This is a genomic window from Pseudomonas sp. SMN11, assembly GCF_052041945.1.
GTDB lineage: Bacteria > Pseudomonadota > Gammaproteobacteria > Pseudomonadales > Pseudomonadaceae > Aquipseudomonas.
Map to the genome: position 1 here is coordinate 73,910 of NZ_JBKGGW010000012.1, position 26,783 is coordinate 100,692.

The window sequence follows — 26,783 nt, forward strand, 5'->3', positions numbered from 1 at the left end:
AGTGGTGTCGGCCGGTGGCTGTCTTACGTGCGTGCACGCAGGGAAATTTGCTTGAGATAGGCCTTGGGCGTGAGGCCGGTGTGCTCGCGGAAGCACTTGTAGAACGCCGAGAGCGAGTTGAAGCCGGCGTTGAACGCCAGGTCGTCGATCGGTGCCTCGACGCTGTCGTCGTCGAGGCTGGCCATCAGGTGTTGCAGGCGCGCCTGGTTGACGTAGCGGTAGAAGCTTTGCCCAAGCACCTGGTTGAGCAGGTAGGAGATCTGGTTGCGGCTGTAGCCGCTGGCGTCGGCCACCTGCTGCAAGTCCAGCTCCGGGTCTAGGTAGGGCCGCTGGCGCTGGAAGTAGTGCTCCAGGTCCTGGGCCATCGTCGACAGCTGCCGTGGCGACAGGCCCAGTCGGCTGGTGGCCGGGCGCGGGCCACCACTGACCAGGCCGTTGCCGTTCTGGCGAACCAGGGTGGCGTACTCGTTGACCCGCCAGATCAGGCCGTCCTTGACGGTGATCGCTTCGCTGGACTGGAACGCCACCAGGCCGTCGCCGCCCTGTACCGTGACCTGGTACTGGATGAAGGCTGTGCAGCCGTCGACGCGGATGCGGTCGCTGTGGACGATGTCCTCGCCGGCTTCATGGGGCAGGCAGGCGCGTACATAGTCGCGCAGCTCGCGGTAGCCGAGCACGCGGTTCTGGAAGAAGTCGTGGTACTGGATGTCTGGGTGGTAGAGCGCGATCACGCCGTCGAGGTCGCGGTGCTTCCAGCACAGGTGGTAGCGCAGCACGGTATCGGCGGTCAGCGGGGTCTGGGCGGGTGTGTCGAGAAGGATCATGGCCGAATCATGCCCTGCCCTCGGAGCGTCGACAAGAATGCAGAACACCTGATGCAGTTCGGCAATTCGCGCATTTTGCACGGTTCAGGCGTTGGTCCGATTGCTAACTTGTTGATTTGTAAGGGTGTCATTTTTTGTCACAACTGGCACAGCGGCTGCAATGGTTATTGCGCGAATGGAATTCTCGCTAACAACCCAATACAGGCGAACACATCATGATCCCCTCTGCCGACTATCCCGTTGTCGATACACAAAGCCGCTCAGGTGTGTCCTGGGCCGCGATCTTCGCTGGTGCCGCCGCCGCCGCTGCCTTGTCCCTGATCCTCGTGGTACTGGGGGCCGGGTTGGGCTTTGCGGCGTCGTCCCCGTGGGCTAATGAAGGGGCGAGCGCCAAGGCGCTGGGCATATCCACCATCGTCTGGCTATTGCTCACCCAGATTATCGCCTCGGGCGTTGGCGGTTACATCGCAGGCAGGCTGCGGGTGAAGTGGGCCAATCTGCATGGCGATGAAGTGTACTTCCGCGATACCGCCCACGGGTTCCTGTCCTGGGCAGTGGCGACCTTGGTGGCGGCAATGCTGGTGCTGGGCGCTGCGGGCAACGTGATTGGTGCGGGCGCCAGCGCGGCCACCCAGGCTGCGACCGTGACTGCTGCGGCAGGGGGTGCTGCAGCGGCTGACAACAACAGCAACTCGATGGGGTATTTCGTCGATAGCCTGTTCCGTGGCGAGGGGCCGGCACCGGTCAGTGAAGATGCCGCCAATGGCGTGGCAACTCGCATTCTGGCCAAAGGAATCGCCAGTGACGGCGCCTTGCCCGCAGAGGATCGTGCCTACCTGGCGCAGCTGGTGGCCCAACGTACCCGGTTGACCCAGCCGGAGGCCGAGGCGCGCGTCGATCAGGTCATGGCACAGGTACAGCAACTGAAGGTGGATGCCAAGCAAGCGGCTGACAAAGCGGCCAAGGTGGCGGCCTGGACTGCACTGTGGACCTTCGTCGCGCTGCTTTGCGGCGCATTCTTCGCCAGCGTGGCTGCGTTGTATGGCGGCCGTCTGCGCGACCGCGTGCAATGGCTTGAAGTCGACTACGTCGCTCATCGCACCATTCAACGTTAAGGAAGGAGAATAACCATGCGCTCGATACTGCTCTGGATGCTCGGGGTTCCGATTCCCGTAATTATCCTGATTGCTTTGTTCATGCACTGATTCGAAGGGCGGCGCAAGCCGCCCTTTGCGTTGGTGCCCGATGGAGAAAAGAACCATGCGCTCTTTATTGCTATGGATGATTGGGATACCGATACCCGTAATCATCCTGATCTGGATTTTCATGCATTGAGAAGCTGGGGCCGCTTCGCAGCCCTTTCGCGACACAAGGCCGCTCCTACAAGGGACCGCCATTCCTGTAGGAGCGGCTTTGTGTCGCGAAAGGGCCGCGAGGCGGCCCCAGCAATCTAAAGCCTAAAGAAACTGCTCGGCATAATGGCAGGCCACCTGCCGCGTACCCACCTGCCTAAACGCCGGCACCTCCTTGGCACAACGCTCGGTCGCATACGGGCAACGCTTGTGGAACGCACATCCATCCGGCGGATTGAGCGGGTTGGGCAGCTCTCCGGCAATGCGGATCTTCGGCTTCAGCGGGTCTGGGTGAATTGCCGGTGTCGCCGACAGCAGCGCCTGGGTGTACGGATGCAGCGGCTTCTCGTAGATATCTGCCTTCGGCCCCATCTCCGCCGGGCGCCCCAGGTACATCACCAGCACCTGATCGGCCACATGCCTTACCACAGCCAGGTTGTGCGAGATGAACACGTAGGCGGTGTTGAACTCCTTCTGCAAGTCCATGAAAAGGTTCAGCACTTGGGCCTGGATCGACACGTCCAGCGCTGAAGTCGGCTCATCCGCCACCAGCACTTTCGGTTGCAGCATCATCGCCCGGGCCAGGGCAATCCGCTGGCGCTGACCGCCGGAGAACATGTGCGGGTAGCGCTGGTAATGCTCGGGGCGCAGGCCCACCTGCTCCATCATTTTCTGCACTTTCTCGCGCCGCTCGGCCTTGCTCAGCGAGGTGTTGATCAGCAGCGGCTCGGCCAGTTGGTCCCCGATCTTCTGCCGTGGGTTGAGCGAGGCATAGGGGCTCTGGAACACCATCTGCACGTCGCGGCGCAGTTGCTTGCGCTCGGACTTGCTGGCGCCCTTCACCTCGGTGCCGGCGATCTGCAGCGAGCCTGAAGAGGGCTCTTCGATCAGTGTCAGGGCGCGGGCCAGGGTCGACTTGCCGCAGCCGGACTCACCGACCACGGCCAGGGTCTTGCCGGCCTCCAGTTCGAACGACACGCCATTGAGCGCGCGCACCAGGGCGTGGCCCTTGAACAGCCCGCGGGAGACTTCGTAATGCCGGGTCAGCTCCCGGGCAGTGAGAACGACGGCCATCACGCCACCTCCTGGTTCAGCGGGTAGAAGCAACGCACCAGGCTGTGGGCCTGCGGGTCGAGGGGCGGGCGCTGGTGGCGGCAGTTGTCCTGCACGTACGGGCAGCGCGGCGACAGCAGGCAGCCAGCCGGGCGGTCATAGCGGCCGGGGACGATACCGGGCAGGGTGGCCAGGCGCTCGGCACCGACGCTGTGCTCGGGGATCGCCGCCAGCAGCGCTTCGCTGTAGGGATGGGCGGGTACGTCGAACAGCTCCGGCACCTGGCCGACTTCCACCGCCTGGCCGGCGTACATCACGCATACGCGCTTGGCCGTTTCGGCGACCACGGCGAGGTCGTGGGTGATCAGGATGAGCGCCATGTTGCGCTCCTTCTGCAGGTTGACCAGCAGCTCCATGATCTGCGCCTGGATGGTCACGTCGAGCGCGGTGGTTGGTTCGTCGGCGATCAGCAGCTTGGGTTCGCCGGCAATGGCCATGGCGATGGCGACGCGCTGGCTCATGCCGCCTGAGAGCTGGTGCGGGTAGGCGTCCAGGCGGCTTTCCGCCGCCGGGATTTCGACTTTCTTCAACAGCTCCAGGGCACGCTGGCGCGCGGCCTTGCCCTTCAGGCCCAGGTGCTGGCGCAGCACTTCCTCGATCTGGTAGCCGACGGTGTAGCTGGGGTTGAGCGCGGTCATCGGGTCCTGGAAGACCATGGCGATGTCCTTGCCCACCACCTTGCGCCGCTGGCGGCCGCTGAGCTTGAGCATGTCGGTGCCGTCGAAGGTGAGCGAATCGGCGGTGATGCGCCCGGGGGCGTCGATCAGGCCCATCAGGGCCATCATGGTGACGGACTTGCCCGAGCCGGACTCGCCGACGATGGCCAGGATTTCGCCGGCTCCCACCGCCAGGTCCAGGCCGTCGACCACGGGCACGGCATTGGCGTCGCCGAAGCGCACGTTCAGGTTGTTGATCTGCAACAGTGACATGGCGTTCTCCTCAGGCGGCGTTCTTGAGTTTCGGGTCCAGCGCATCGCGCAGGCCGTCGCCCATCAGGTTGATTGCCAGCACACTGAGCAGAATGGTCAGGCCAGGCAGGCTCACCACCCACCAGGCGCGCTCGATGTAGTCACGGGCCGAAGCCAGCATGGTGCCCCACTCGGGGGTTGGCGGTTGCACGCCGAGGCCGAGGAAGCCCAGGGCGGCGGCGTCGAGGATCGCCGACGAGAAGCTCAAGGTTGCCTGCACGATCAGCGGTGCCATGCAGTTGGGCAGCACGGTGACGAACATCAGCCGTGGCAGCCCGGCACCGGCCAGGCGTGCGGCGGTGACGTAGTCGCGGTTCAGCTCGCCCATCACCGCAGCGCGGGTCAGGCGCACGTAGGATGGCAACGACACGATGGCGATGGCGATTACCGTGTTGATCAGGCCAGGGCCGAGGATGGCGACGATGGCCACCGCCAGCAGCAGCGAGGGCAGGGCCAGCATCACGTCCATCAGGCGCATGATCGAGGGGCCGAGCACCTGCGGGAAGAAGCCGGCCAGCAGGCCGAGCAGGATCCCCGGGATCAGCGACATTACCACCGACGACAGGCCGATCAGCAGCGACAGCCGCGCGCCCTGGATCAGGCGCGACAGCAGGTCGCGACCGAGTTCGTCGGTGCCGAGGATGAACTGCCAGCTGCCGCCGTCAAGCCACACCGGCGGGGTCAGCAGGAAGTCGCGGTACTGCTCGCTCGGGTCATGGGGGGCGACCCAGGGCGCGAACAGGGCGCAGAACACCACCAGGCACATGAAGGCCAGGCCCATTACCGCACCCTTGTTGCGCGAGAAGGCGTGCCAGAATTCTTTGTACGGTGAGGGGTAGAGCAGGCTCTGGTCCACCGGGCTGGCCGGCGTGACGGATTTCGGAATCGGGCTAGTCATGGCGAAGGCCTCAGCGCTGATGACGGATGCGTGGGTTGGCCAGGCCGTAGAGGATATCCACGACGAAGTTGACCAGGATCACCAGGCAGGCGATCAACAGGATGCCGTTCTGGACCACGGGGTAGTCACGGGCGCCGATGGCTTCGATCAGCCATTTGCCGATGCCCGGCCAGGAGAAGATGGTTTCGGTGAGCACCGCGCCGGCCAGCAGCGTGCCGACCTGCAGGCCGAACACCGTCAGCACCGGGATCAGCGCGTTGCGCAGGCCATGCACGAACACCACGCGCGCGGGCGACAGGCCCTTGGCGCGAGCGGTGCGGATGTAGTCTTCGCGCAGCACTTCGAGCATCGACGAACGGGTCATGCGGGCGATCACCGCCAGCGGTATGGTGCCGAGCACGATGGCCGGCAGGATCAGGTGCATCACCGCGTCCTTGAACGCGCCTTCCTCGTCGCTGAGCAGGGTGTCGATGAGCATGAAGCCGGTCTTTGGCTCGATGTCGTAGAGCAGGTCGATCCGCCCCGACACCGGGGTCCAGCCCAGACTCACCGAGAAGAACATGATCAGGATCAGGCCCCACCAGAAGATCGGCATGGAATAGCCGGCCAGGGAAATCCCCATCACCCCGTGGTCGAACAGCGAACCGCGCTTGAGCGCGGCGATCACCCCGGCCAGCAGCCCGACCACGCCGGCGAACAGCAAGGCGGCGAGGGCCAGCTCCAGGGTGGCAGGGAACAGGGTGAGGAACTCGGTCCACACGCTTTCGCGGGTGCGCAATGACTCACCGAGGTCACCGTGGGCCAGCTTGCCGACATAGTCCAGGTACTGGACCGGCAATGGCTTGTTCAGGCCCAGGCGCTCCATGGCCTGGGCGTGCATTTCGGGGTCGACCCTGCGCTCGCCCATCATCACTTCCACCGGGTCGCCGGGGATCAGGCGTATGAGCGCGAAGGTCAGCAAGGTGATACCGAAAAAGGTCGGTATCAGCAGGCCCAGGCGCCGGGCAATAAAACTCAACATTGTCGGGGTTACCTCATAAGCAGGTCACGCAGTGCCGCCGGTGCCCGTGTGGGGTCCCGGCGATCGTTGTTGTTCTACTTCACCTTGGTGGTGGCGAAGTTGTTGTTGGTCAGAGGGTTGATCACGTAGCCCTCCACGTTGTCACGCATGGCCGTGAACATCTTCGGATGGGCCATACTGATCCAGGGTTGATCGTCATCGTACACCTTCAAAGCCTCGGCATAGAGCCTGGCGCGTTCGTCGTTGTCGATCACTTCGCGGGCGCGGGTGATCAGCTCCTGGAATTTAGGGTTGCACCAGCGTGCATAGTTCTCGCCGCTTTTGGCAGCATCGCAACTGAGCAGCGGGCTGAGGAAATTGTCCGGGTCGCCGTTGTCGCCGGCCCAGCCGGTGGAAACCAGGTCGGCCTCGCCGTTCTTGGCGCGGCGCAGCATCTCGGCCCACTCCATCACGCGGATATCCAGCTTCAGGCCGATCTGCTTGAGGTCGGCCTGGAGCATTTCGGCGGACAGGCGTGGGTTGGGGTTGGTCGCGCCGCCGCCGTTGCGGGTGAAGAGGGTGATCACCGTGCCTTCCGGCACCCCCGCTTCCTTGAGCAACTCGCGGGCCTTGGCCAGGTCGCGGGGCGGATTCTTGTTCTCGGTGTTGTAGCCGATCATGGTCGGCGGGTAGGGGTTCACCCCGACCAGTGCGTTGCCCTTGCCGAACAGTTGGTCGACGTGGGTCTGGCGGTCGAAGGCCATGTTGATGGCTTTGCGCACGCGTACGTCGCTCAGGTACTTGTGTTCGGTGTTCATTGCGATGTAACCGGTGACCAGGGCTTCGATTTCGTCGACCTTGAGTGTCGGGTCTTGCTTGATCACCGGTATGTCATCGGGCTTGGGGTAGAGCGCCACCTGGCATTCGTTGGCACGCAGCTTCTGCAGGCGCACGTTGCTGTCGGTGGCGATGGCAAAGATCAGCGCATCGGCCGGTGGCTTGCCGCGGAAGTAGTCCGGGTTGGGCTTGTAGCGAACCTGGGCATCCTTGTTGTAGCGCTGGAAGATGAACGGGCCAGTGCCGATCGGCTTGCTGTTGAGATCGCCGGTCTTGCCGGCCTTGAGCAGCTGGTCGCCATATTCGGCGGAATAGATCGAGGTGAAGGCCATGGCCATGTCGCGCAGAAATGGCGCTTCGGGGCGGGTCAGGGTGATTACCACGGTGTGGTCGTCGGTCTTGGCCACTGACTTGAGCAAATCCTTGAAGGCCATGCTTTCGAAGTACGGGTAGCCGACGCTGGTCTTGTCGTGCCACGGGTGGTGCGGGTCGAGCTGGCGGTTCAGGCTCCACAGCACGTCGTCGGCGTTGAAGTCGCGGGTCGGCTTGAAGTAGTCGGTGGTGTGGAACTTCACCCCTTGGCGCAGATGGAAGGTGTAGGTCAGGCCGTCGGGCGAAATGTCCCAGCGTTCGGCCAAGGCCGGCTGGATGTCGGTGGTGCCGGGCTTGAAGTCGACCAGGCGGTTGAACACCGTTTCGGCCGAGGCATCGGCGGTGACCGCGGTGGTGTACTGGACGATGTCGAAGCCTTCCGGGCTGGCTTCGGTGCAAACCACCAGCGGCTTGGCCGCGAGGTTACCGGCGGCGCCGAGGATGACCGCTGCCAGGGCAGCGCGGAGCGGTAGCGATGTCATGGAAACTCCCTGCATGCATTGATTCCAGCGTAGCCGCCACGGCCCGGGTTGAAGCGGTCCGTGGCGCCAGCGGTCAGAGAATGTTGAATGGAATGGTGGTGACCACGCGGAACTCGTCCAGGCTGCCATCAGCCTGGGCCTTGCTGGCGCGGTGGGCGGTGTAGGTGGCGCGGATGCTGGTGTCCTTGAACGGCCCGCTCTGCACGGCGTAGCTGGTACCGATGCCCCACTCGTAGTGGGTTTCGCCGTCCAGGCCGTTCACGTCGTAGGCGGTGCCACGGTAGTGAGTGCCGTCGATGCCCCAGCCACGGGCGTTGTACAGGTTGAACTTCAGGCCCGGCACGCCGTAGGGCGCCATGTTCAGCACATAGGAAAGCTGCAGGGATTTCTCGTTGGGGCCGTTGAAGTCCGACAGCAGCGAGTTGGCCAGGTAGATGCCGTTGGTTTCGTGCAGGTAGTCGAAGTACTCATTGCCGTTGACCTGCTGCCATGACGCCGTGAGGGTGTGGGCCTGGTGGGTCAGGCCGAACGACAGGCTGTAGGTGTCGTTGTCGATCTCGCCCATCTTCTTGCTGCCTTCGTCCACCGTCTTGTAGTAGTTCAGGCCGGTGGTCAGGGCGAGCACGGCGTTGTCGCCGAGCACGTGGTTGGCGCCGAAGTAGTACTGGTTCCAGAAGTCGTCGACCTTGGTGGCGTACAGGCTGGTGCTCAGGCTCTTGAATGGCTGGTAGTTGACCCCGGCGGTGCTGGCGCGGTCGGTCTCGACGCCGGTGGCGCTGTATTCGCTGCGGAACTTGCTCAGGCTCTGTTCGGTGCGCGGCGAAACGCGGTCGAAGGTGCCCAGGTCGAGCGACAGGTTGTCGAACTCGGCACTGTGCAGGAATGCGCCCTGGAAGCTCGACGGCAGCGCACGGTTGCCGATGTAGGCGATCATTGGCGTGTCCACTGACTGGCGGCCGACGGTGAGGGTGGTGTTGGAGACGCGTGCCTTGACGTTGGCCAGGCCCATCTTGCTCCACTGGCCGAGCGGGTCGCCGTCGCTGTGGGTGAGCGTTCGGTTGTTCGGCCCGGCGATCGCGGCGCGGCCCTGTTCCAGCGCGATGGCGTTGTAGCCGGCGGCTTCGACGGCGAAGCCCACGGTGCCCTGGGTGAAGCCCGAGCTGTAGTTGAGGATGGTGCCCTGCACCCAGTTGTCGCGGCTGTGGGTGTCGTGGCGGGTGCCGTCGCTCTTGTAGTACTTCCACAGCGGTGCGCGGGTGGCGCGTTCGCGGGCGTACCAGTTGCGCGTGCTGCCGGACAGGCTCTGGCCGTCGAGGACGCCGTTGGCGTCGTCCTGTTCGCTGCTGGATTTCAGGCTGATCGGGACGTAGTCCTGGCTTTGAGTGTCGGCCTCTGCGACGGCGGAAAAGGTGCCGATGGATAAGGCCAAAGCGGTCAAGGTGAATAGTCTCAAGGTTAAAGCTCCCTTTCTGTTCTTTTAGTTATTGCCTGGCCTTGTGGGCCGGGTTGCTTGCTGCGGTGTTGCCAGGGTTGCCCGGGGTCGCCGGGCAAAATCGGGGGAGTTGTGTTGGATGTGCCGGCCTCTTCGCGGGACAAGCCCGCTCCCGCCGGAGCACCACAGGTTCGTGTGGGAGCGGGCTTGCCCCGCGAAAGGGCCTGACCTGGTTAACGCCTAATCAACACTCACACCGGAAAAGTCATTGCGCCCGAACGGGCTGACCTTGAAATCGGCCACCTTGATGCTTAGCGGCTGGTTGACGGTGGAATGCGCCACAGGGGTGATCGGCACCTGCTGCTTCAGGCGCTGCTGGGCCTGCTGGTACAGCGCCGTGCGCTGTTCGCGGTCGGTGACCTGCTTGGCCTTTTTGACCAGGCTGTCGTACTGCGGGTCGCACCACAGCGAGTAGTTGTTGCTGCCAATGGCGTCGCAGTTGTAGAGGGTACCGAGCCAGTTGTCCGGGTCGCCGTTGTCGCCGGTCCAGCCGATCAGGGCGATGTCGTGCTCGCCGCTCTTCATGCGCTTGAGGTATTCGCCCCATTCGTAGCTGACGATCCGCACCTTGAAACCAAGCTTGTTCCAGTCGGCCTGGAGCATCTCGGCCATCAGCTTGGCATTGGGGTTGTACGGGCGCTGCACGGGCATGGCCCAGAGGGTGACCTCGGTGCCCGGCTTGACCCCGGCCTGCTGCAGCAGCTGCCTGGCCTTTTCCGGGTCGTAGGGGGTGTCCTTGAGGCTGCTGTCATAGGACCACTGGGTTGGCGGCATGGCGTTGACCGCCAGTTGGCCGGAGTCCTGGTACACCGCCTGGAGGATGGCCTGCTTGTTCACCGCCATGTCCATGGCCTGGCGCACTTCCAGGCGGTCGAACGGCGGGTGCTGGGTGTTGTAGGCGATGTAGCCGAGGTTGAAGCCCGGCTGCTGCATGACTTGTAGATTGCCATCGGCCTTGAGCGCGGGCAGGTCGGCCGGGCGCGGGTGCAAGGTGACCTGGCATTCATTGCGGCGCAGCTTCTGGATGCGCACCGATGGGTCGGTGTTGATCGAGAACACCAGGTTGTCGATCTTCACTTGCTTCGGCGCCCAGTAGTTCTTGTTCCCCTTGAAGCGAATCTGCGAGTCCTTCTGGTAGCGCTGGAACACGAACGGACCGGTGCCGATCGGTTGCTGGTTGATGTCGCTCGGGCGCCCGCTGGCCAGCAACGTTTCGGCGTACTCGGCCGAGAGTATCGAGGCGAAGCTCATCGCCAGGTTCTGGATGAAGGCGGCATCGACCTTGTTCAGGGTGAATACCACGGTCAACGGGCCGGTTTTCTCGACCCGGGCGATGTTCTTGTCCAGGCCCATGCTGACGAAATAGGGGAATTCGGTGGGGTAGGCCTTACGGAACGGCTGGTCCTTGTCGAGCATGCGGTTGAAGGTGAATAGCACGTCGTCGGCGTTGAAATCACGGCTCGGTTTGAAGGCCTTGTTGGTGTGGAACTTCACGCCCTCGCGCAGGTGGAAGGTGTACTGCAGGCCATCGTCGGAGACCTCCCACTTCGTCGCCAGCGCCGGGTGCACGGCCGTGCCGCCGCGCTCGAACTCCACCAGCCGGTTGTAGATCGGCTCGGCGGCGTCATTGTCGGTGGCACTGGTGTATTGGGCGGTGTCGAAGCCGGCCGGGCTGCCTTCGGAGCAGAACACCAGGTTCTTGGCCTGAAGGGCAGGGGCCTGGCTCAGCAGGCCAAGGGCGAGCAGGGTCGAAAGGCGGGTGACGTGGCGCATGGCGGTTCCTTTTCCAGCTGTTCAAGCCGCTTCGGGGTACGAATGGCGGCAACAGTTTCCCGACTCCGTCGCGGGTGGCGTCGAAGCGAGTGTGCAGTGCTTGGTTGCGGTGAAACGGCCCCCGCCGCGGTCGGGCGGGGGCCGGGATCTACCCTATTTGTCCACGCTGACGCCGTAGAAGGCGTTCAACGCGAACGGGCTGATCTTGAAGTCCTTCACCTTGGCGCTCATCGGCTGGTACACCGTGGAGTGGGCGATCGGGGTGATCGGCACCTGCTCCTTGAGGATGTGCTGGGCCTTCTGGTACAGCTCGGTGCGCTTGGCCTGGTCGGAAGTGGCCTTGGCCTGTTTGATCAGGTCGTCGTAGGGCTTGTAGCACCACTTGGAGAAGTTGTTGCCGTCGATGGCGTCGCAGCCGTACAGGGTGCCCAGCCAGTTGTCCGGGTCGCCGTTGTCGCCGCTCCAGCCAATCAGCATGGCGCCCTGTTCGCCGCCTTTGGAGCGCTTGATGTACTCGCCCCATTCATAGCTGACGATCTTGGCCTTGATGCCGATCTTGGCCCAGTCTGACTGCAGCATCTCGGCCATCAGCTTGGCGTTGGGGTTGTACGGGCGCTGTACCGGCATGGCCCACAGAGTGATCTCGGTGCCTTCCTTGATGCCGGCTTCCTTGAGCAGTTGCTTGGCTTTTTCCGGATCGTACGGCGCGTCCTTGATGCTGGTGTCATAGGACCACTGGGTCGGTGGCATGGCGTTGACTGCCAACTGGCCGGCACCTTGGTAGACCGACTCGATGATCTTCTTTTTGTCCACGGCCATATCCAGCGCCTGGCGGACTTCCAGCTTGGCCATCGGGTTGGGCTCGTTGCTGCCCTTGATCTTGTCCATCACGTTGTAGGCGATGTAGCCGAGATTGAAGCCGGCCTGCTGTGGCATCTGCAGGTTCTTGTCGGCCTTCAGCGGCTCGATGTCGGCCGGCCGCGGGAACAGGGTGACCTGGCACTCGTTCTTCTTCAGCTTCTGCATGCGCACCGAGGCGTCGGTGGTGATGGCGAAGATCAGGTTGTCGATCTTCACGTCTTCGGGCTTCCAGTAGTCCTTGTTGCCCTTGAAGCGGATCTGCGCGTCTTTCTGGTACTTGCTGAACACGAACGGGCCGGTGCCGATCGGCTTCTGGTTGATATCGGCGGCCTTGCCGTCCTTGAGCAGCTGGTCGGCGTACTCGGCAGACTGGATGGAGGCAAAGCTCATGGCCAGGTTCTGGATGAACGCGGCGTCCACTTCATTCAGGGTGAACTTCACCGTGTGATCGTCGAGCTTCTCCACCTTGGCGATGTTCTTGTCCATGCCCATGTCGGTGAAGTACGGGAATTCGGTGGGGTAGGCCTTACGGAACGGGTGATTCTTGTCGAGCATGCGGTTGAAGGTGAACAGCACGTCATCGGCGTTGAATTCGCGGGTTGGCTTGAAGTAGTCGGTGGTGTGGAACTTGACCCCTTCACGCAGGTGGAAGGTGTAGGTCTTGCCGTCGTCGGCCACGTCCCACTTGGTTGCCAGGCCAGGGATGACTGCGGTACCCCCGCGTTCGAACTGGGTCAGGCGGTTGAACACAGTCTCGGCCGAGGCGTCGAAGTCGGTTCCGGTGGTGTATTGCCCCGGGTCGAAGCCGGCCGGGCTGCCTTCAGAGCAGAACACCAGGTTGGACGCGGCGTGGGCTAGCGGAGCGCCGGCGAGCAAGCCTGCACCGAGCAGGAACGGAATGACTGCGTGTTTAAGCATGGTGGCCTCATTGTTGTCATTTTTGGTTTGAGGTGGCCTCGTGAGCCGACCTGCGGATACTTATGCAGGGGGTATTCCCAATGCAACAGGCAGAAGGATAGTTGGCGCCAGAAAAGTAGTACGGGCGTACATGTATGTCGCATTCGTATAACTTTCAGCGAAGTTGAACGTTTGCGCAGGCGAAATGATGGCTTTTTGCTGGATGTTTCGAGGGCGGGGAATGTGTAAGGCGCACATCTATTGTGCGTAGGAAATGTCTGAATTTGATGTAGGTAGCTCTTGTGGGAGCGGCCTTGCGTCGCGAAAGGGCCGCAAGGCGGCCCCAACAATCTCGCGGTGTAGCTGAAATCCTGGGGCCGCTGCGCGCCCCTTTCGCGACACAAGGCCGCTCCCACAGGGGCCTGCGTTGCTACTCAGGGCATCTGCACTTCAATCAGCCCATCGGCATTCATGCTGACTTCACTGGTACCCGCCTCGATATCCGGTGCGGGCGCCGCCTCGTCCGCCGCCTTCGCCATCATCGCCATCGGCGCGCTACGCAGGTAAGGGCGCGGGTAACCGGAGCTGTTCAGGTTCAGGCTGACCACTTTATAGCCCTTGCCCCCCAGCGCCTCGGTGGCCAGCTGCGCCCGGGCCTTGAACGCATTCACCGCATCCTTGAGCAGCTCGTCTTCGCTGGCCTTGCGCGTGGCCGGGGCAATGGAGAAGTCCATGCCGCCCATTTTCAGGTCTTGCAGCAGGTCGGCGGTGAGCTGGGACAGGGCCGGGAAGTCGGCACCTTCCAGGCGCAGCTCGGCACGCTCGCGCCAGCCGGTGATCTTCTGGCCTTTGCTGTCATACACCGGGTAGCTGTTGCGGCTGCCCTGGCTGATCTTCACGTCCTTGACCTGGCGCGCCTGCTGCACGGCCTTGTTCATGGTTTCGGTGATCTGCTTGGCGAGCTTGCCCGGGTCGGTATTCTGCGCTTCGCTATAGAGGGTCACGACCATCAGGTCGCGCGCCACTTCCTTGCTGACTTCGGCGCGCAGCGATACCTGGTTGTAGCGCGGCTCGTCGGCCGCCAGTGCCGGCAGGCTGGCGAGCAGGCCGCAGGACAGGATCAGGGCCGCGCCGCGACGTGGGATGTGCATGTGTTACTCCTTGGCAATAGTGGGCGTGGGTTCTGGACATCCATTCCACGCATGGCCCATCAGACCCGGACCAGTGTAGTGGGTTCAAAGGTGCCATCATGAACTTGTGACAAAGTGTGGCGCTTTGCCGCATCGCTGCAGCGGGGCGCCCGGCTTCGGTATACTTCAGCCGATTTTCCTGGAGCACTCATCGGGAGAGCGCATGCTCGCCGCCGCACAACCGTTGTCCGCAACACGCCAGAACCTCTGGCGTCTGACTGTCATTCGCGTTCTGGTCCTGGCCGCCCAGGCAGGCTCCGTGGGCGTCGCCTACTGGACCGACCTGCTGCCGCTGCCGTGGCTGTCGCTGGCCGCGACCCTGGCCCTGTCGTCGCTGCTCTGCGCCTTCACTGCATTGCGCCTGCGCCTGTCGCTGCCGGTCACCGAGACCGAATATGCCTTGCAGCTGGCCTGCGACCTGCTGATTCACAGCGCCTTGCTGTACTACTCAGGTGGCTCGACCAACCCGTTCGTGTCCTATTACCTGGTGCCGCTGGCTATCGCTGCGGTGACCTTGCCGTGGCTGTATTCGCTGATCCTCTCGGGCATCGCCCTGACTGCCTACAGCCTGCTGCTGGTGCAGTTCTACCCGCTCGAGGGGCTGCCGATGGCGCGGGACAAGATGCAGGTCTACGGCATGTGGCTGAGTATCGCCCTGGCCGCCGCCGTGATTACCTTCTTTGCCGCGCGCATGGCCGAGGAGCTGCGCCGCCAGGAGCAACTGCGTTCCGAGCGCCGCGAAGAAAGCCTGCGTGATGAACAGCTGCTGGCCGTGGCCACCCAGGCTGCCGGGGCGGCCCACGAACTCGGCACACCCTTGGCGACCATGAGCGTGCTGCTCAATGAAATGCGCCAGGACCACACCGACCCACTGCTGCAGGAAGACCTGCAGATCCTTCAGGACCAGGTCAAGCTGTGCAAGGAAACCCTGCAGCAGCTGGTGCGCGCCGCCGAGGCCAACCGCCGCCTGGCCGTGGTCGAACAGGACGTCACCGCCTGGCTCGACGAGGCATTGAACCGCTGGCACCTGATGCGCCCGGAAGCGAGCTACCGCTTCCAGCGCCTGCGCGACGGCCAGGTGCCGCGCCTGACCCCGCCACCGGACCTGACCCAGGCGCTGCTGAACCTGCTGAACAATGCCGCCGATGCCTGCCCCGACGACTTGCAGGTGACCCTTGACTGGGACGCCCAAGACATCCTGATCAGCATCCGCGATCATGGCCCCGGCGTGCCGCCGGCCATCGCCGAAGCGATCGGCAAACCCTTCATTACCACCAAGGGCAAAGGCTTCGGCCTGGGCCTGTTCTTGAGCAAGGCCAGCGTGACCCGTGCGGGCGGTTCGGTGAAACTCTATAGTCATGAACAGGGTGGCACCCTGACCGAACTGCGCCTGCCCCATGGCAAGCGAGGAGATGAATGATGAGCGAAGAAAACCAGGTCGAAGGCGAAGAACTTCCGCACCTGCTGCTGGTGGACGATGACGCCACCTTTACCCGGGTCATGGCCCGCGCCATGAGCCGCCGTGGTTTCCGTGTGAGCACTGCCGGTTCCGCCGAGGAAGGCCTGATCCTGGCCCAGCAGGACCTGCCGGACTACGCCACGCTGGACCTGAAGATGGAAGGCGACTCGGGCCTGGTGCTGCTGCCCAAGCTGCTGGAGCTGGACCCGGAGATGCGTGTGGTGATCCTCACCGGTTACTCGAGCATCGCCACCGCCGTCGAGGCGGTCAAGCGCGGTGCCTGCAACTACCTGTGCAAGCCGGCCGACGCCGATGACGTGCTGGCCGCGCTGCTGTCGGAGCATGCCGACCTGGACTCGCTGGTGCCGGAAAACCCGATGTCGGTGGACCGGTTGCAGTGGGAACACATCCAGCGCGTGCTGAACGAGCACGAGGGCAATATCTCCGCTACCGCACGGGCGCTGGGCATGCACCGCCGGACCTTGCAGCGCAAACTGCAGAAACGCCCGGTTCGCCGCTGATTCAGCGTTGGCTTCTTCGCGGCGGTTCGGCGCCCCGACGCGCCGGCTCCCACAGGTGTCGCGTAACCCTGGGGGAGTGGGCGTGCCCGCGAAGAGGCCGGTGCAGTCAGAAACATGTTTAAAGTCCTGCTCGATCCCCGCAATTCCTGACGCGTTGGCGTATCATTAGCCGCCTAACGGCAACCCCATCAGGACCGCTTGCGCATGCTCGCCCTTCTCATCCAGACGCTGAACATCACGGCGCCCGTCTTCGCCATGCTGTTCATGGGCGTGTTGCTCAAACGCATCCACCTGATCGACGACAATTTCAATCGCGTCGCCTCGCAGCTGGTGTTCAACGTCTGCATGCCGGCGTTGCTATTCCTCGGCATCTACCACGCCGATCTGGCCACGGCGGTGCAGCCCAAGGTCATCCTCTACTTCGTCGTCGCCACCCTGGTCGGCTTCGCCGTGTCCTGGGGCATGGCCATCTGGCGTAGCCCGCTGGCCGACCGCGGCATCTACACCCAAGGCGCGTTCCGCGGCAACAACGGTGTGATCGGCCTGGCCCTGGCCGCCAGTCTCTATGGCGACTACGGCATCTCCCTGGGGGCGGTGCTCGCCGGCCTGGTGATCCTCATGTACAACTCGCTGTCGTCGGTGGTGCTGGCGGTGTACAGCCCGGACCTCAAGTCCGACCCCTGGAGCATCTGCAAGAGCATCTTCAGCAACCCGCTGATCATCAGCGTGCTGGTGGCCACGCCGATGGCTTACGGCCAGGTGCCGCTGCCCAACTGGCTGCTGACTTCGGGCGACTACCTGGCGCAGATGACCCTGCCGCTGGCGCTGATCTGCATCGGCGGCACCCTGTCGCTGGCAGCGCTGCGCGACAGCGGCAAGCTGGCCATCGATGCCAGCCTGGTAAAGATGGTCTGGCTACCGCTGATCGGCACCCTGGGGGCCTGGTTGTGCGGCTTCCGGGGGGCCGAGCTGGGCATCCTGTTCCTCTACATCGGCAGCCCGACGGCGGCGGCCAGCTATGTCATGGCCCGCGCCGCCAACGGCAACCACGAGTTGGCGGCCTCGATCATCGTGATTACCACGCTAATGGCAGCGATCACCACCAATATTGGTATTTTCATCTTGCAGTGGGGCGGATGGATCTAGATCCTTGACTGCAAAACAACAGCAATAACACTGCCTCACTGAGCCAAAGGACACTTCATGCAAGACCAGAGCACGCCCGAGCAGTTGAAGCGCGGGTTGAAGAATCGCCATATCCAGCTGATCGCGTTGGGTGGGGCCGTCGGCACCGGGCTGTTTCTGGGCATCGCCCAGACCATCCAGCTGGCCGGCCCCTCCGTTCTGCTGGGCTACGCCATTGCCGGCCTGATGGCCTTCTTCATCATGCGCCAATTGGGTGAGATGGTGGTCGAGGAGCCGGTCGCCGGCAGCTTCAGCCACTTCGCCCACCAATACTGGAGCGAGTTCGCCGGGTTCGTGTCCGGTTGGAACTACTGGGTAGTGTACGTGCTGGTCGGCATGGCCGAGCTCACGGCCGTGGGTATCTATGTGCAGTACTGGTGGCCGGAGTTCCCGACCTGGGCCACGGCGGCGATCTTCTTCGTGGCAATCAACCTGATCAACCTGACCCAGGTGAGGGTCTACGGCGAGATGGAGTTCTGGTTCGCCCTAGTCAAGGTGGTGGCCATCGTCAGCATGATCGGCTTCGGTGCCTGGCTGCTGGCCAGCGGCCACGGCGGCCCGGATGCCAGCGTGGCCAACCTGTGGCAGTACGGCGGGTTCTTCCCCAATGGCGTGACCGGGCTGGTGATGGCGCTGGCGGTGATCATGTTCTCGTTCGGTGGCCTGGAGCTGGTCGGTATCACCGCCGCCGAGGCCGACAACCCGCGCCAGAGCATCCCCAAGGCGACCAACCAGGTGGTCTACCGCATCTTGATCTTCTACATCGGCGCCCTGGCCGTGCTGCTGTCGCTGTATCCCTGGCAGAAAGTGGTGCAGGGCGGCAGCCCGTTCGTGATGATCTTCCACGAGCTGGACAGCGACCTGGTGGCGACCATCCTTAACATCGTGGTGCTGACTGCCGCGCTGTCGGTGTACAACAGTTGCGTGTACGCCAACAGCCGCATGCTGTTCGGCCTGGCTAGCCAGGGCGATGCGCCGCGCCAGCTGCTGAAGGTCAGCCGCAGTGGCGTACCACTGACGGCGCTGGGCGTTTCGGCCTTTGCGACTGGCATGTGCGTACTGATCAACTACCTGATGCCCGGTGAGGCGTTCGGCCTGTTGATGGCGCTGGCGGTGTCGGCGCTGGTGATCAACTGGGCCAGCATCAGCATTACCCACCTGAAGTTCCGCAAGGCCAAGCTGGCGGCCGGCATTACCCCCTTCTACCAGAGCTGGGGGCACCCGCTGACCAACTACCTGTGCCTGGCGTTCATCGTGCTGATCCTGGTGGTGATGTACCTGACCCCGCCGATTCGCATCTCGGTGATGCTGATTCCGGGGTGGATTGCGGTGCTGTGGGTGGCCTTCAAGCTGAAGAAGGCCCGCCAGGCCCAATAAGCAGACAGGTCCGGCCCTTTCGCGGGTTTATTCGCGAAAGGGCCAGTACTGGCCTATTAATAGCTGTCGATCACTTCCTGCGCGGCCCTGAATGCATCGATCGCCGCCGGCACTCCCGCATAGACTGCGCAATGCAGCAATGCCTCGCGAATCTCCTCAACCGTACAGCCATTGTTCAACGCCCCGCGCACATGCCCCTTCAGTTCCTGCGGGCACTTGAGCGCCGTCAGGGTGGCCAGGGTAATCAGGCTGCGGGTTTTCAGCGGTAGCCCGTCACGTGCCCAGACACTGCCCCAGGCATGCTCGTTGACGAAGTCCTGCAGGGGCTGGGTAAAGTCGGTGGCATTGCCCAAGGCGCGGTCGACAAAGGCATCGCCCATCACCTGGCGGCGAATCTGTTCGCCGGTCTTGTTGCTCTCAGCCATGTTGTTTTCCTTAGTGTTGGCGGCGCCAGGCACGCACGGTGGTAAACAACAGCACCACGACGAGCACTGGCAGAACGTAGAACAGCATCAACCGCTCCAGGCGGCCGGCCAATGGCATGCCCATGGTGAAGGCCGCCACATGCAGGCCATAGACCAGATACAGGCAGAGGAACACCAGCCCCTCGACGCGGGTGACACGGTAGCCGGAGTAGAACACGGGCAGGCTCAGGGCTGCGACAGCCAGCATTACCGGCAGGTCGAACGCCAGCGCATTGGGCGATATGCTCAGCGGCTCAGGGGTGATCAGCGCCGTCAGGCCGAGCACTGCCAGCAGATTGAACAGGTTGCTGCCGATCACCGTACCTACCGCAATCTCTCGCTCGCCGCGAATGGCGGCGATCAGCGCGGCGGCAAGCTCAGGCAGGGACGTGCATACGGCCACCACAGTCAGGCCGATGACGCGTTCGGACAGGCCGAGATCGGTGGCCACTTCAACGGCCGCTTCCAGTAGCAGGTGACCGGCCAGGCTCAACAGGCCAAGGCCGAACAACACCTGCAGCAGTGTTCCGGACCAGAAGCGGCCGGCGCTGGCAGCCCCGGCATGCTGGGCGGGATAGGTGCGGGCATAGTGGCGAGACTGGTGCCACAGCATGGCCAGGTAGCCGGCCAGGGCGAGCAGCAGCAGCAACCCTTCGGCCCGACCCAGGTGGCCATTGGCACAGAGCGCATACACCAAGCCGCTGGCAACGATCATCAACGGGATGTCCAGGCGCACCAGCTGGCGTGATACCCGCAGCGGGATGATCAGAGCGGCCAGGCCAAGGATGACCAGCACGTTGAAGATGTTGCTGCCGATCACGCTGCCCACGGCCACGTCGGGCGCACCTTGATAGGCGGCTTGCAGGCTCACGGTCAGCTGTGGCGCGGTACTGCCGAAGGCCACCAGGCTCAGGCCGATGATCAGTGGTCGCACGTGCAGGCGCTGGGCCAGGCGCAGGGCGGCGCGCACCAGGAGTTCGGCTCCGGCGATCAGCAGCAGCAGGGCAACGCCCATTTGCAGCAGGCTGAAGGTGGGGAGGGTGGCCAGGTCGAAAATGATCAGACTCCTGTCAGGTCAGTCGCTCAGACCTTGTACCCGGACGCGCGCCGTTCCGCTACGGAGCATGCCGATTTTTTCTGCTGCAGCGCGTGACAGGTCGATCAGCCGGCCGCGGGTATGCGGGCCGCGGTCGTTGATACGGACTACAACGCTGCGATCGTTGGCCAGGTTGGTGACCAGCACCCTGCTGCCGAATGGCAGGCTGCGGTGGGCGGCGGTTAGGCCGTGCTGGTTGAACGGTTCGCCGCTAGCGGTGCGTTTGCCATGATGGCGCGAGCCGTAAAAGGAAGCGGTGCCGGTTTCGTTGTAACCGCGCGGGTCGATGTCGTGGCTGGCGCAGCCGGCCAGGAAAGAGAAGAGGGCTAGCGTACCTAGGGATCGTTTCAGCAATTCGGATGCTCCGGTGCATTGGGGCCGCTGTGCGGCCCATCGCGGATAAATCCGCTCCTACAGGCGTGACGCGATTCCTTGTAGGAGCGGATTCATCCGCGATCGAGGGCAAGGCCCTCGCCGCATTTTCAGCTCACCCTTCGAGCTTGGCCTTGAGCAATTGGTTCACCTGCCCCGGGTTGGCCTTGCCTTTGGACGCCTTCATCGCTTGGCCGACGAAGAAGCCGAACATCTTGCCGCGCTTGGCCTCGTCGGCGGCGCGGTACTGTTCGACCTGTTCCGCGTTGGCTGCGAGCATCTCGTCGAGCATCTTGTCGATCGCACCGGTGTCGGTAACCTGCTTGAGGCCTTTGCTCTCGATGATGCTGTCGGCATCGCCTTCACCGGCGGCCATGGCCTCGAACACGGTCTTGGCAATCTTGCCGCTGATGGTGTTGTCGCGAATGCGCAGCAGCATGCCGCCCAGGTGCGCGGCGCTGACCGGCGCCTGGTCGATCTCGATGCCCAGCTTGTTCAGCAGGCTGCCCAGCTCGACCATGACCCAGTTGGCGGCCAGTTTGGCGTCGCCACCGATCTTCACCACTTCTTCGAAGTAGTCCGCCTGTTCGCGGCTGGAAGCCAGTACGTTGGCGTCGTAGGCCGACAGGCCGTACTGGCTTTGGAAGCGCTCGACCTTCTGTGGCGGCAGCTCCGGCAGGCCGGCGCGGACGGTTTCGAGGAAGCTGTCCTCGATCACCACCGGCAGCAGGTCCGGATCGGGGAAGTAACGGTAGTCGTTGGCCTCCTCCTTGCTGCGCATGGAGCGGGTCTCGTCCTTGTTTGGGTCGTACAGGCGGGTTTCCTGCACCACCTTGCCGCCGTCCTCGATCAGGTCGATCTGGCGCTGGATCTCGCTGTTGATCGCGCGCTCGATGAAGCGGAACGAGTTGACGTTCTTGATCTCGCAGCGGGTGCCGAACTCGGCCTGGCCTTTCGGGCGGATCGACACGTTGCAGTCGCAGCGCAGCGAGCCTTCGGCCATGTTGCCGTCACAGATGCCCAGGTAGCGCACCAGGGCGTGGATGGCCTTGACGTAGGCCACGGCTTCCTTGGCGCTGCGCATGTCCGGCTCGGAGACGATTTCCAGCAGCGGCGTGCCGGCGCGGTTCAGGTCGATGCCGGTAGAGCCGCTGAAGTCTTCGTGCAGGCTCTTGCCGGCGTCTTCTTCCAGGTGTGCACGGGTAACGCCGATGCGCTTGATGGTGCCGTCTTCCAGGGCGATGTCCAGGTGGCCCTTGCCGACGATCGGCAGGTCCATCTGGCTGATCTGGTAGCCCTTGGGCAGGTCGGGGTAGAAGTAGTTCTTGCGTGCGAACACGTTACGCTTGCCGATCTCGGCATCGATCGCCAGGCCGAACATGCAGGCCATGCGCACGGCTTCCTGGTTCAGCACCGGCAGTACGCCGGGCATCCCCAGGTCAACCAGGCTGGCCTGGGTGTTCGGCTCGGAGCCGAAGGTGGTGGCGCTGCCGGAGAAGATCTTCGACTGGGTGGCCAGCTGGGTATGAATCTCCAGCCCGATCACAACTTCCCATTGCATGTGTGAATTCCTCAGAAGCCGTTAGGGGCGCGGGTGTGCCAGTCGGTGACTTGCTGGTAACGGTGCGCGACGTTGAGCAGGCGGCCTTCCTGGAAGTACGGGGCCAGCAGCTGCACGCCGACCGGCAGGCCATCGACGAAGCCGGCTGGCATCGACAGGCCCGGCAGGCCCGCCAGGTTGGCGGTGATGGTGTAGACGTCTTCCAGGTAGGCGGCGACCGGGTCGCTGCTCTTGGCGCCAAGCTTCCAGGCCGGGTTCGGCGTGGTCGGGCCGAGGATCAGGTCGACATCGTTGAAAGCGGCCATGAAGTCGTTCTTGATCAGGCGGCGGATCTGCTGCGCCTTGACGTAGTAGGCGTCATAGTAGCCTGCCGACAGGGCGTAGGTGCCGACCATGATGCGGCGCTGCACTTCGGCGCCGAAGCCTTCGCCACGGGAGCGCTTGTAAAGGTCGGTCAGGTCTTTCGGCTCTTCGCAGCGGTAGCCGAAGCGCACGCCGTCGAAACGCGACAGGTTGGAAGAAGCTTCGGCCGGGGCGATCACGTAGTACGCCGGGATCGCGTGCTGCATGTTCGGCAGGCTGATTTCCTTGACCACCGCACCGAGCTTTTCCAGCTCCTTGACGCTGGCCTGGACCAGCTCGGCAATGCGCGGGTCGAGCCCGGCACCGAAGTACTCCTTCGGCAGGCCGATGCGCAGGCCCTGCAGCGAGCCGTTGAGTGCCGCGCTGTAATCCGGCACTGGCTCGTCGATGCTGGTGGAATCCTTGGCGTCGAAGCCGGCCATGCCTTGCAGCAGCAGGGCGCAGTCTTCGGCGGTGCGTGCCAGTGGGCCACCCTGGTCGAGGCTGGAGGCGTAGGCGATCATGCCCCAGCGCGATACACGACCGTACGTCGGCTTGAGGCCGGTGAGGTTGGTCAGTGCCGCTGGCTGGCGGATCGAGCCACCGGTGTCGGTGCCGGTGGTGGCCGGCAGCAGGCGCGCGGCCACGGCCGCGGCTGAACCACCGGACGAGCCGCCGGGCACGTGCTCGAGGTTCCACGGGTTCTTCACCGCGCCGTAGTGGCTGGATTCGTTGGCCGAACCCATGGCGAATTCGTCCATGTTGGTCTTGCCCAGGGTGACCATGCCGGCTTCGGCCAGCTTGGCAACCACGGTGGCGTCGTACGGCGCCTTAAAGTTGTCGAGCATCTTCGAGCCGCAGCTGGTGCGTACGCCGAGGGTGCAGAACAGGTCCTTGTGGGCAATCGGTGCACCGAGCAGTGCGCCGGTCTCGCCAGCTGCGCGACGGGCGTCGGCGGCACGCGCCTGGCCCAGGGCCAGTTCTTCGGTGACGCTGATGAAGCTGTTGATCTGTGGGTCGATCTGCTTGACGCGCGCCAGCAGGGCGCCGGTCAGCTCTTCGGAGGAAAACGACTTGTCGGCGAGTCCGCGGGCGATCTCGGCCAGGGTCAATTCATGCATGGCAGGCTCTATCCCTTACTCGATGACTTTCGGAACCAGGTACAGACCGCTTTCGGTCGACGGTGCGATCGCCTGGTAGGCGTCGCGCTGATTGCTTTCGGTGACCTGGTCAGGGCGCAGGCGCTGGCTGGCCTCCAGGGGGTGGGCCAGGGGCTCGATGCCGTTGGTGTCGACCGCTTGCATCTGGTCGACCAGCCCGAGAATGCTGTTCAGGGCGTCAGTAATGCGTGGCAGTTCGCCGTCATTCAGGCCCAGGCGGGCCAGATGGGCGATCTTTTCCACGTCGCTGCGTTCAAGCGCCATGGTGATCTCCAGGGGAAACAAAGAACCGAATAGGGTCCGCGGTGAGGAACATGTCAGCATTTTGGCGGTCTAACGGCCGCGATCATCTGCTGGCGTGCTCGGAAAAACAGCCAATTTAACATATTGGCTCCTTGCCCAAAATCCCTGCCATTGTTAGAGTTTGCCGCACTTTTTTACCCACGCTTTCCCCAGGGTCACTTTCCCATGTTCAAGAAACTGCGTGGCATGTTTTCCAGCGATCTTTCCATCGACCTGGGGACTGCCAACACCCTTATTTACGTGCGTGAGCGCGGTATCGTCCTGAATGAGCCCTCGGTTGTTGCCATCCGTACCCACGGCAACCAGAAAAGTGTCGTCGCCGTCGGTACCGAAGCCAAGCGCATGCTGGGCCGTACGCCAGGTAACATTGCTGCCATTCGTCCGATGAAGGACGGCGTCATCGCCGACTTCAGCGTTTGTGAAAAAATGTTGCAGTACTTCATCAACAAGGTTCACGAAAACAGCTTCCTGCAGCCGAGCCCACGCGTGCTCATCTGCGTGCCGTGCAAGTCGACCCAGGTAGAGCGCCGCGCCATTCGCGAATCGGCCCTGGGTGCCGGTGCCCGTGAAGTGTTCCTGATCGAAGAGCCGATGGCCGCTGCCATTGGTGCCGGCCTGCCGGTCGAAGAAGCCCGTGGCTCGATGGTCGTCGATATCGGTGGCGGTACCACCGAAATCGCACTGATCTCGCTGAACGGTGTGGTTTACGCCGAGTCCGTTCGCGTCGGCGGCGACCGCTTCGACGAAGCCATCGTCACCTACGTACGCCGTAACTACGGCAGCCTGATCGGCGAGTCCACCGCCGAGCGCATCAAGCAGGAAATCGGCACCGCCTACCCAGGCGGCGAAGTGCGCGAAGTCGATGTGCGCGGCCGCAACCTGGCCGAGGGCGTACCACGCGCTTTCACCCTGAACTCCAACGAAGTCCTGGAAGCCCTGCAGGAATCCCTGGCGACCATCGTCCAGGCGGTCAAGAGCGCCCTGGAGCAGTCGCCGCCGGAGCTGGCCTCCGACATCGCCGAGCGCGGCCTGGTGCTGACCGGTGGTGGCGCGCTGCTGCGTGATCTCGACAAGCTGCTGGCCCAGGAAACCGGCCTGCCGGTGATCGTCGCCGAAGACCCGCTGACCTGCGTCGCCCGTGGCGGCGGTCGCGCCCTGGAGATGATGGACAAGCACGCGATGGACCTGCTCTCCAGCGAGTGATCCCCCGCTGCTTTCGAAAGCCCGGTTTACAGGTGGCACGTGCAGTGCTACCTGTATGCGCTGGGCTGGCGTCCATCCGGGCGTCGTTTCCGTCAACCCGCAACCAGGCTGGTGCGTTGTTCCATGTCCAATGACCTCCTGAGTCGTCCACGAGGAACGGCCCATTAAACCGCTTTTCTCCAAGGGCCCTTCGCTGGGCGTTCGCCTGCTGGTACTAGTGGTGCTGTCGGTCGCGCTGATGGTTGTCGATGCGCGTTTCGACGTGCTCAAACCGGTGCGCAGCCAGATGGGCCTGGTGCTCATGGAATCGTACTGGATCACCGACCTGCCGCAGCGGGCATGGCAAGGCGTGGCCGGCCAGTTCGGCAGCCGCACCGAGCTGATCGCCGAAAACGAAAAACTCAAGACCGAAGCCCTGTTGCTGCAGGGGCGCCTGCAGAAGCTGGCGGCCCTGACCGAGCAGAACGTGCGCCTGCGCGAGCTGCTCAACTCCTCGGCGCTGGTCAACGAGAAGGTCGAGGTGGCCGAGCTGATCGGTGTCGACCCCAACCCGTTTACCCACCGCATCCTCATCAACAAGGGTGAGCGTGACGGCGTATTCCTCGGCCAGCCGGTGCTCGATGCCCGTGGCCTGATGGGTCAGGTGGTCGAACTGATGCCGTATACATCGCGCGTCCTGCTGCTCACCGACACGACCCACAGCATTCCGGTGCAGGTCAACCGCAACGGCCTGCGCGCCATCGCCAGCGGTACCGGCAACCCGGAACGCCTCGAGCTGCGCCATGTCGCCGACACCGCCGACATCAAGGAAGGCGACCTGCTGGTGAGCTCGGGCATGGGCCAGCGCTTCCCGGCCGGCTACCCGGTGGCCACGGTCAATGAAGTGATCCACGATTCCGGCCAGCCCTTCGCCATCGTCCGCGCCATTCCTACCGCCGCGCTCAACCGCAGCCGCTATATGCTGCTGGTGTTCAGCGACCGCCGGACCCCGGAGCAGCGCGCCACCGACGCAGCGATCGCCCAGGAAGAAGCCGATCGCAAAGGCACTGGCCAACCTGCTGTGAATGCCGAGCATCCGGCGGCTCCGGCGACAGCGCCCGCTCCGGATCAGCCACCTGCAGCCCCGGCCGCAGCGCCTGCCAGCCCCGCCGCCGCACCGGCGGCACCCGCCCATCCACGGAGGCAATGATGGCCAAGTCGCGCCGTAATCACGGTTGGGTCATCTGGTTGACGTTCGCCATCGGCCTGCTGCTCAGCGTTTCGCCCATGCCGCAGTTCCTCGAAGTGTTCCGGCCCATGTGGTTGGCGATGCTGGTGTCGTTCTGGACCTTGAACGTGCCGAACAAGGTGGGCATGACCACCGCCTTCATCCTGGGCCTGGCCGAGGACGTGCTGTACGGCACCTTGCTGGGGCAGAACGCGTTCATCCTCACCCTGATCACCTTCCTCGTACTGTCGCTGCAGCAGCGCCTGCGCATGTTCCCGCTGTGGCAGCAGAGCCTGGTGATCCTGGTGATCTTCGGTATTGCCCAGCTGATCCAGCTGTGGCTCAGCGCGCTCACCGGCAACCGTCTGCCGACCCTGGCACTGGTCTGGTCCGCCGTGATCAGTGCCTTGCTCTGGCCATGGATCAGCTTCGCCCTGCGCGACCTGCGCCGACGTTTGCATATCAACTGACGGC

The 26,783-nt window shown here is 63.6% G+C and carries 24 protein-coding genes; 8 read left to right on the forward strand and 16 right to left on the reverse strand.

Going from position 1 to position 26,783, the window contains the following annotated elements; all coding sequences use genetic code 11:
• Positions 1-23: 23 nt before the first annotated feature.
• Entirely contained in the window at positions 24-824 is an 801-nt protein-coding gene (locus ACLEJU_RS13160) for a helix-turn-helix domain-containing protein (protein ID WP_435423388.1), read from the reverse strand.
• 215 nt (positions 825-1,039) lie between these two features.
• On the opposite strand from ACLEJU_RS13160, the gene ACLEJU_RS13165 reads away from it, so the two are divergent.
• Positions 1,040-1,939, forward strand: a complete 900-nt coding sequence (locus ACLEJU_RS13165; RefSeq protein WP_435423387.1) for a hypothetical protein — start codon at positions 1,040-1,042, stop codon at positions 1,937-1,939.
• Positions 1,940-2,281: 342 nt separating this feature from the next.
• On the opposite strand, the gene ACLEJU_RS13170 is transcribed toward ACLEJU_RS13165, so the two are convergent.
• The 9 genes from ACLEJU_RS13170 to ACLEJU_RS13210 all read right to left on the reverse strand — a co-directional run bounded on the left by ACLEJU_RS13170 (position 2,282) and on the right by ACLEJU_RS13210 (position 14,020).
• Positions 2,282-3,250, reverse strand: a complete 969-nt coding sequence (locus ACLEJU_RS13170) for a peptide ABC transporter ATP-binding protein (RefSeq protein WP_435423386.1) — start codon at positions 3,248-3,250, stop codon at positions 2,282-2,284.
• Positions 3,250-4,218 (reverse strand): ABC transporter ATP-binding protein, encoded by a 969-nt coding sequence (locus tag ACLEJU_RS13175; protein WP_435423385.1) that lies wholly within the window; start codon positions 4,216-4,218, stop codon positions 3,250-3,252. Before ACLEJU_RS13175 ends, ACLEJU_RS13170 begins: the two co-directional genes overlap by 1 nt.
• A gap of 10 nt (positions 4,219-4,228) precedes the next feature.
• On the reverse strand, positions 4,229-5,155 hold the full coding sequence (locus tag ACLEJU_RS13180) for an ABC transporter permease subunit (protein ID WP_085673653.1): 927 nt from the start codon (positions 5,153-5,155) through the stop codon (positions 4,229-4,231).
• 10 nt (positions 5,156-5,165) lie between these two features.
• Positions 5,166-6,176 carry an ABC transporter permease subunit gene (locus ACLEJU_RS13185; RefSeq protein ID WP_027920247.1) on the reverse strand — a complete coding sequence of 337 codons (1,011 nt, stop codon included), beginning with the start codon at positions 6,174-6,176 and terminating at the stop codon, positions 5,166-5,168.
• Between the two features lie 74 nt (positions 6,177-6,250).
• Complete coding sequence (locus tag ACLEJU_RS13190) at positions 6,251-7,846, reverse strand: ABC transporter substrate-binding protein (RefSeq protein ID WP_435423384.1); 1,596 nt, start codon at positions 7,844-7,846, stop codon at positions 6,251-6,253.
• Positions 7,847-7,919: 73 nt separating this feature from the next.
• Positions 7,920-9,299 (reverse strand): OprD family porin, encoded by a 1,380-nt coding sequence (locus tag ACLEJU_RS13195; RefSeq protein WP_435423383.1) that lies wholly within the window; start codon positions 9,297-9,299, stop codon positions 7,920-7,922.
• Positions 9,300-9,518: 219 nt separating this feature from the next.
• Positions 9,519-11,111, reverse strand: coding sequence for an ABC transporter substrate-binding protein (locus ACLEJU_RS13200; RefSeq protein WP_435423382.1), 1,593 nt, complete (start codon positions 11,109-11,111; stop codon positions 9,519-9,521).
• A 153-nt stretch (positions 11,112-11,264) separates the two neighbouring features.
• On the reverse strand, positions 11,265-12,890 hold the full coding sequence (locus tag ACLEJU_RS13205; RefSeq protein WP_435423381.1) for an ABC transporter substrate-binding protein: 1,626 nt from the start codon (positions 12,888-12,890) through the stop codon (positions 11,265-11,267).
• A gap of 413 nt (positions 12,891-13,303) precedes the next feature.
• Entirely contained in the window at positions 13,304-14,020 is a 717-nt protein-coding gene (locus tag ACLEJU_RS13210) for an SIMPL domain-containing protein (protein WP_110637491.1), read from the reverse strand.
• A gap of 202 nt (positions 14,021-14,222) precedes the next feature.
• Here ACLEJU_RS13210 and ACLEJU_RS13215 point away from each other — a divergent pair, with 202 nt between their 5' ends.
• The 4 genes from ACLEJU_RS13215 to ACLEJU_RS13230 all read left to right on the forward strand — a co-directional run bounded on the left by ACLEJU_RS13215 (position 14,223) and on the right by ACLEJU_RS13230 (position 18,601).
• The gene (locus ACLEJU_RS13215) at positions 14,223-15,479 is read left to right on the forward strand and encodes an ATP-binding protein (protein WP_027920241.1); all 1,257 of its coding nucleotides are present in this window, start codon (positions 14,223-14,225) and stop codon (positions 15,477-15,479) included.
• Positions 15,479-16,039 carry a response regulator transcription factor gene (locus tag ACLEJU_RS13220; protein ID WP_079229623.1) on the forward strand — a complete coding sequence of 187 codons (561 nt, stop codon included), beginning with the start codon at positions 15,479-15,481 and terminating at the stop codon, positions 16,037-16,039. The genes ACLEJU_RS13215 and ACLEJU_RS13220 overlap by 1 nt, the downstream gene beginning before the upstream one ends.
• A 204-nt stretch (positions 16,040-16,243) precedes the next feature.
• Entirely contained in the window at positions 16,244-17,185 is a 942-nt protein-coding gene (locus ACLEJU_RS13225) for an AEC family transporter (RefSeq protein ID WP_435423380.1), read from the forward strand.
• Positions 17,186-17,242: 57 nt separating this feature from the next.
• On the forward strand, positions 17,243-18,601 hold the full coding sequence (locus ACLEJU_RS13230) for an amino acid permease (protein WP_435423379.1): 1,359 nt from the start codon (positions 17,243-17,245) through the stop codon (positions 18,599-18,601).
• 56 nt (positions 18,602-18,657) lie between these two features.
• Here the strand turns inward: ACLEJU_RS13230 and ACLEJU_RS13235 are convergent, their stop codons facing one another.
• The 6 genes from ACLEJU_RS13235 to gatC form a co-directional block, all read right to left on the reverse strand.
• On the reverse strand, positions 18,658-19,026 hold the full coding sequence (locus tag ACLEJU_RS13235) for a carboxymuconolactone decarboxylase family protein (RefSeq protein WP_435423378.1): 369 nt from the start codon (positions 19,024-19,026) through the stop codon (positions 18,658-18,660).
• A 10-nt stretch (positions 19,027-19,036) separates the two neighbouring features.
• Positions 19,037-20,080: a calcium/sodium antiporter gene (locus tag ACLEJU_RS13240; protein WP_435423377.1), complete on the reverse strand. Its 1,044-nt coding sequence runs from the start codon at positions 20,078-20,080 to the stop codon at positions 19,037-19,039.
• A gap of 60 nt (positions 20,081-20,140) precedes the next feature.
• Positions 20,141-20,515 carry a septal ring lytic transglycosylase RlpA family protein gene (locus ACLEJU_RS13245; RefSeq protein WP_156340905.1) on the reverse strand — a complete coding sequence of 125 codons (375 nt, stop codon included), beginning with the start codon at positions 20,513-20,515 and terminating at the stop codon, positions 20,141-20,143.
• 133 nt (positions 20,516-20,648) lie between these two features.
• On the reverse strand, positions 20,649-22,094 hold the full coding sequence (gene gatB / locus ACLEJU_RS13250) for an Asp-tRNA(Asn)/Glu-tRNA(Gln) amidotransferase subunit GatB (RefSeq protein WP_079229619.1): 1,446 nt from the start codon (positions 22,092-22,094) through the stop codon (positions 20,649-20,651).
• A gap of 11 nt (positions 22,095-22,105) precedes the next feature.
• Positions 22,106-23,557 (reverse strand): Asp-tRNA(Asn)/Glu-tRNA(Gln) amidotransferase subunit GatA, encoded by a 1,452-nt coding sequence (gene gatA, locus ACLEJU_RS13255; RefSeq protein WP_110637485.1) that lies wholly within the window; start codon positions 23,555-23,557, stop codon positions 22,106-22,108.
• Between the two features lie 15 nt (positions 23,558-23,572).
• Complete coding sequence (gatC, locus tag ACLEJU_RS13260) at positions 23,573-23,860, reverse strand: Asp-tRNA(Asn)/Glu-tRNA(Gln) amidotransferase subunit GatC (protein WP_060511330.1); 288 nt, start codon at positions 23,858-23,860, stop codon at positions 23,573-23,575.
• Positions 23,861-24,064: 204 nt separating this feature from the next.
• On the opposite strand from gatC, the gene mreB reads away from it, so the two are divergent.
• The 3 genes from mreB (at position 24,065) to mreD (ending at position 26,779) form a co-directional block, all read left to right on the forward strand.
• Complete coding sequence (gene mreB, locus ACLEJU_RS13265) at positions 24,065-25,102, forward strand: rod shape-determining protein MreB (RefSeq protein WP_003255163.1); 1,038 nt, start codon at positions 24,065-24,067, stop codon at positions 25,100-25,102.
• 193 nt (positions 25,103-25,295) lie between these two features.
• Positions 25,296-26,291, forward strand: coding sequence for a rod shape-determining protein MreC (gene mreC, locus ACLEJU_RS13270; protein ID WP_435423404.1), 996 nt, complete (start codon positions 25,296-25,298; stop codon positions 26,289-26,291).
• Complete coding sequence (mreD, locus tag ACLEJU_RS13275) at positions 26,291-26,779, forward strand: rod shape-determining protein MreD (RefSeq protein WP_435423376.1); 489 nt, start codon at positions 26,291-26,293, stop codon at positions 26,777-26,779. The genes mreC and mreD overlap by 1 nt, the downstream gene beginning before the upstream one ends.
• The last annotated feature ends 4 nt before the right edge of the window (positions 26,780-26,783 follow it).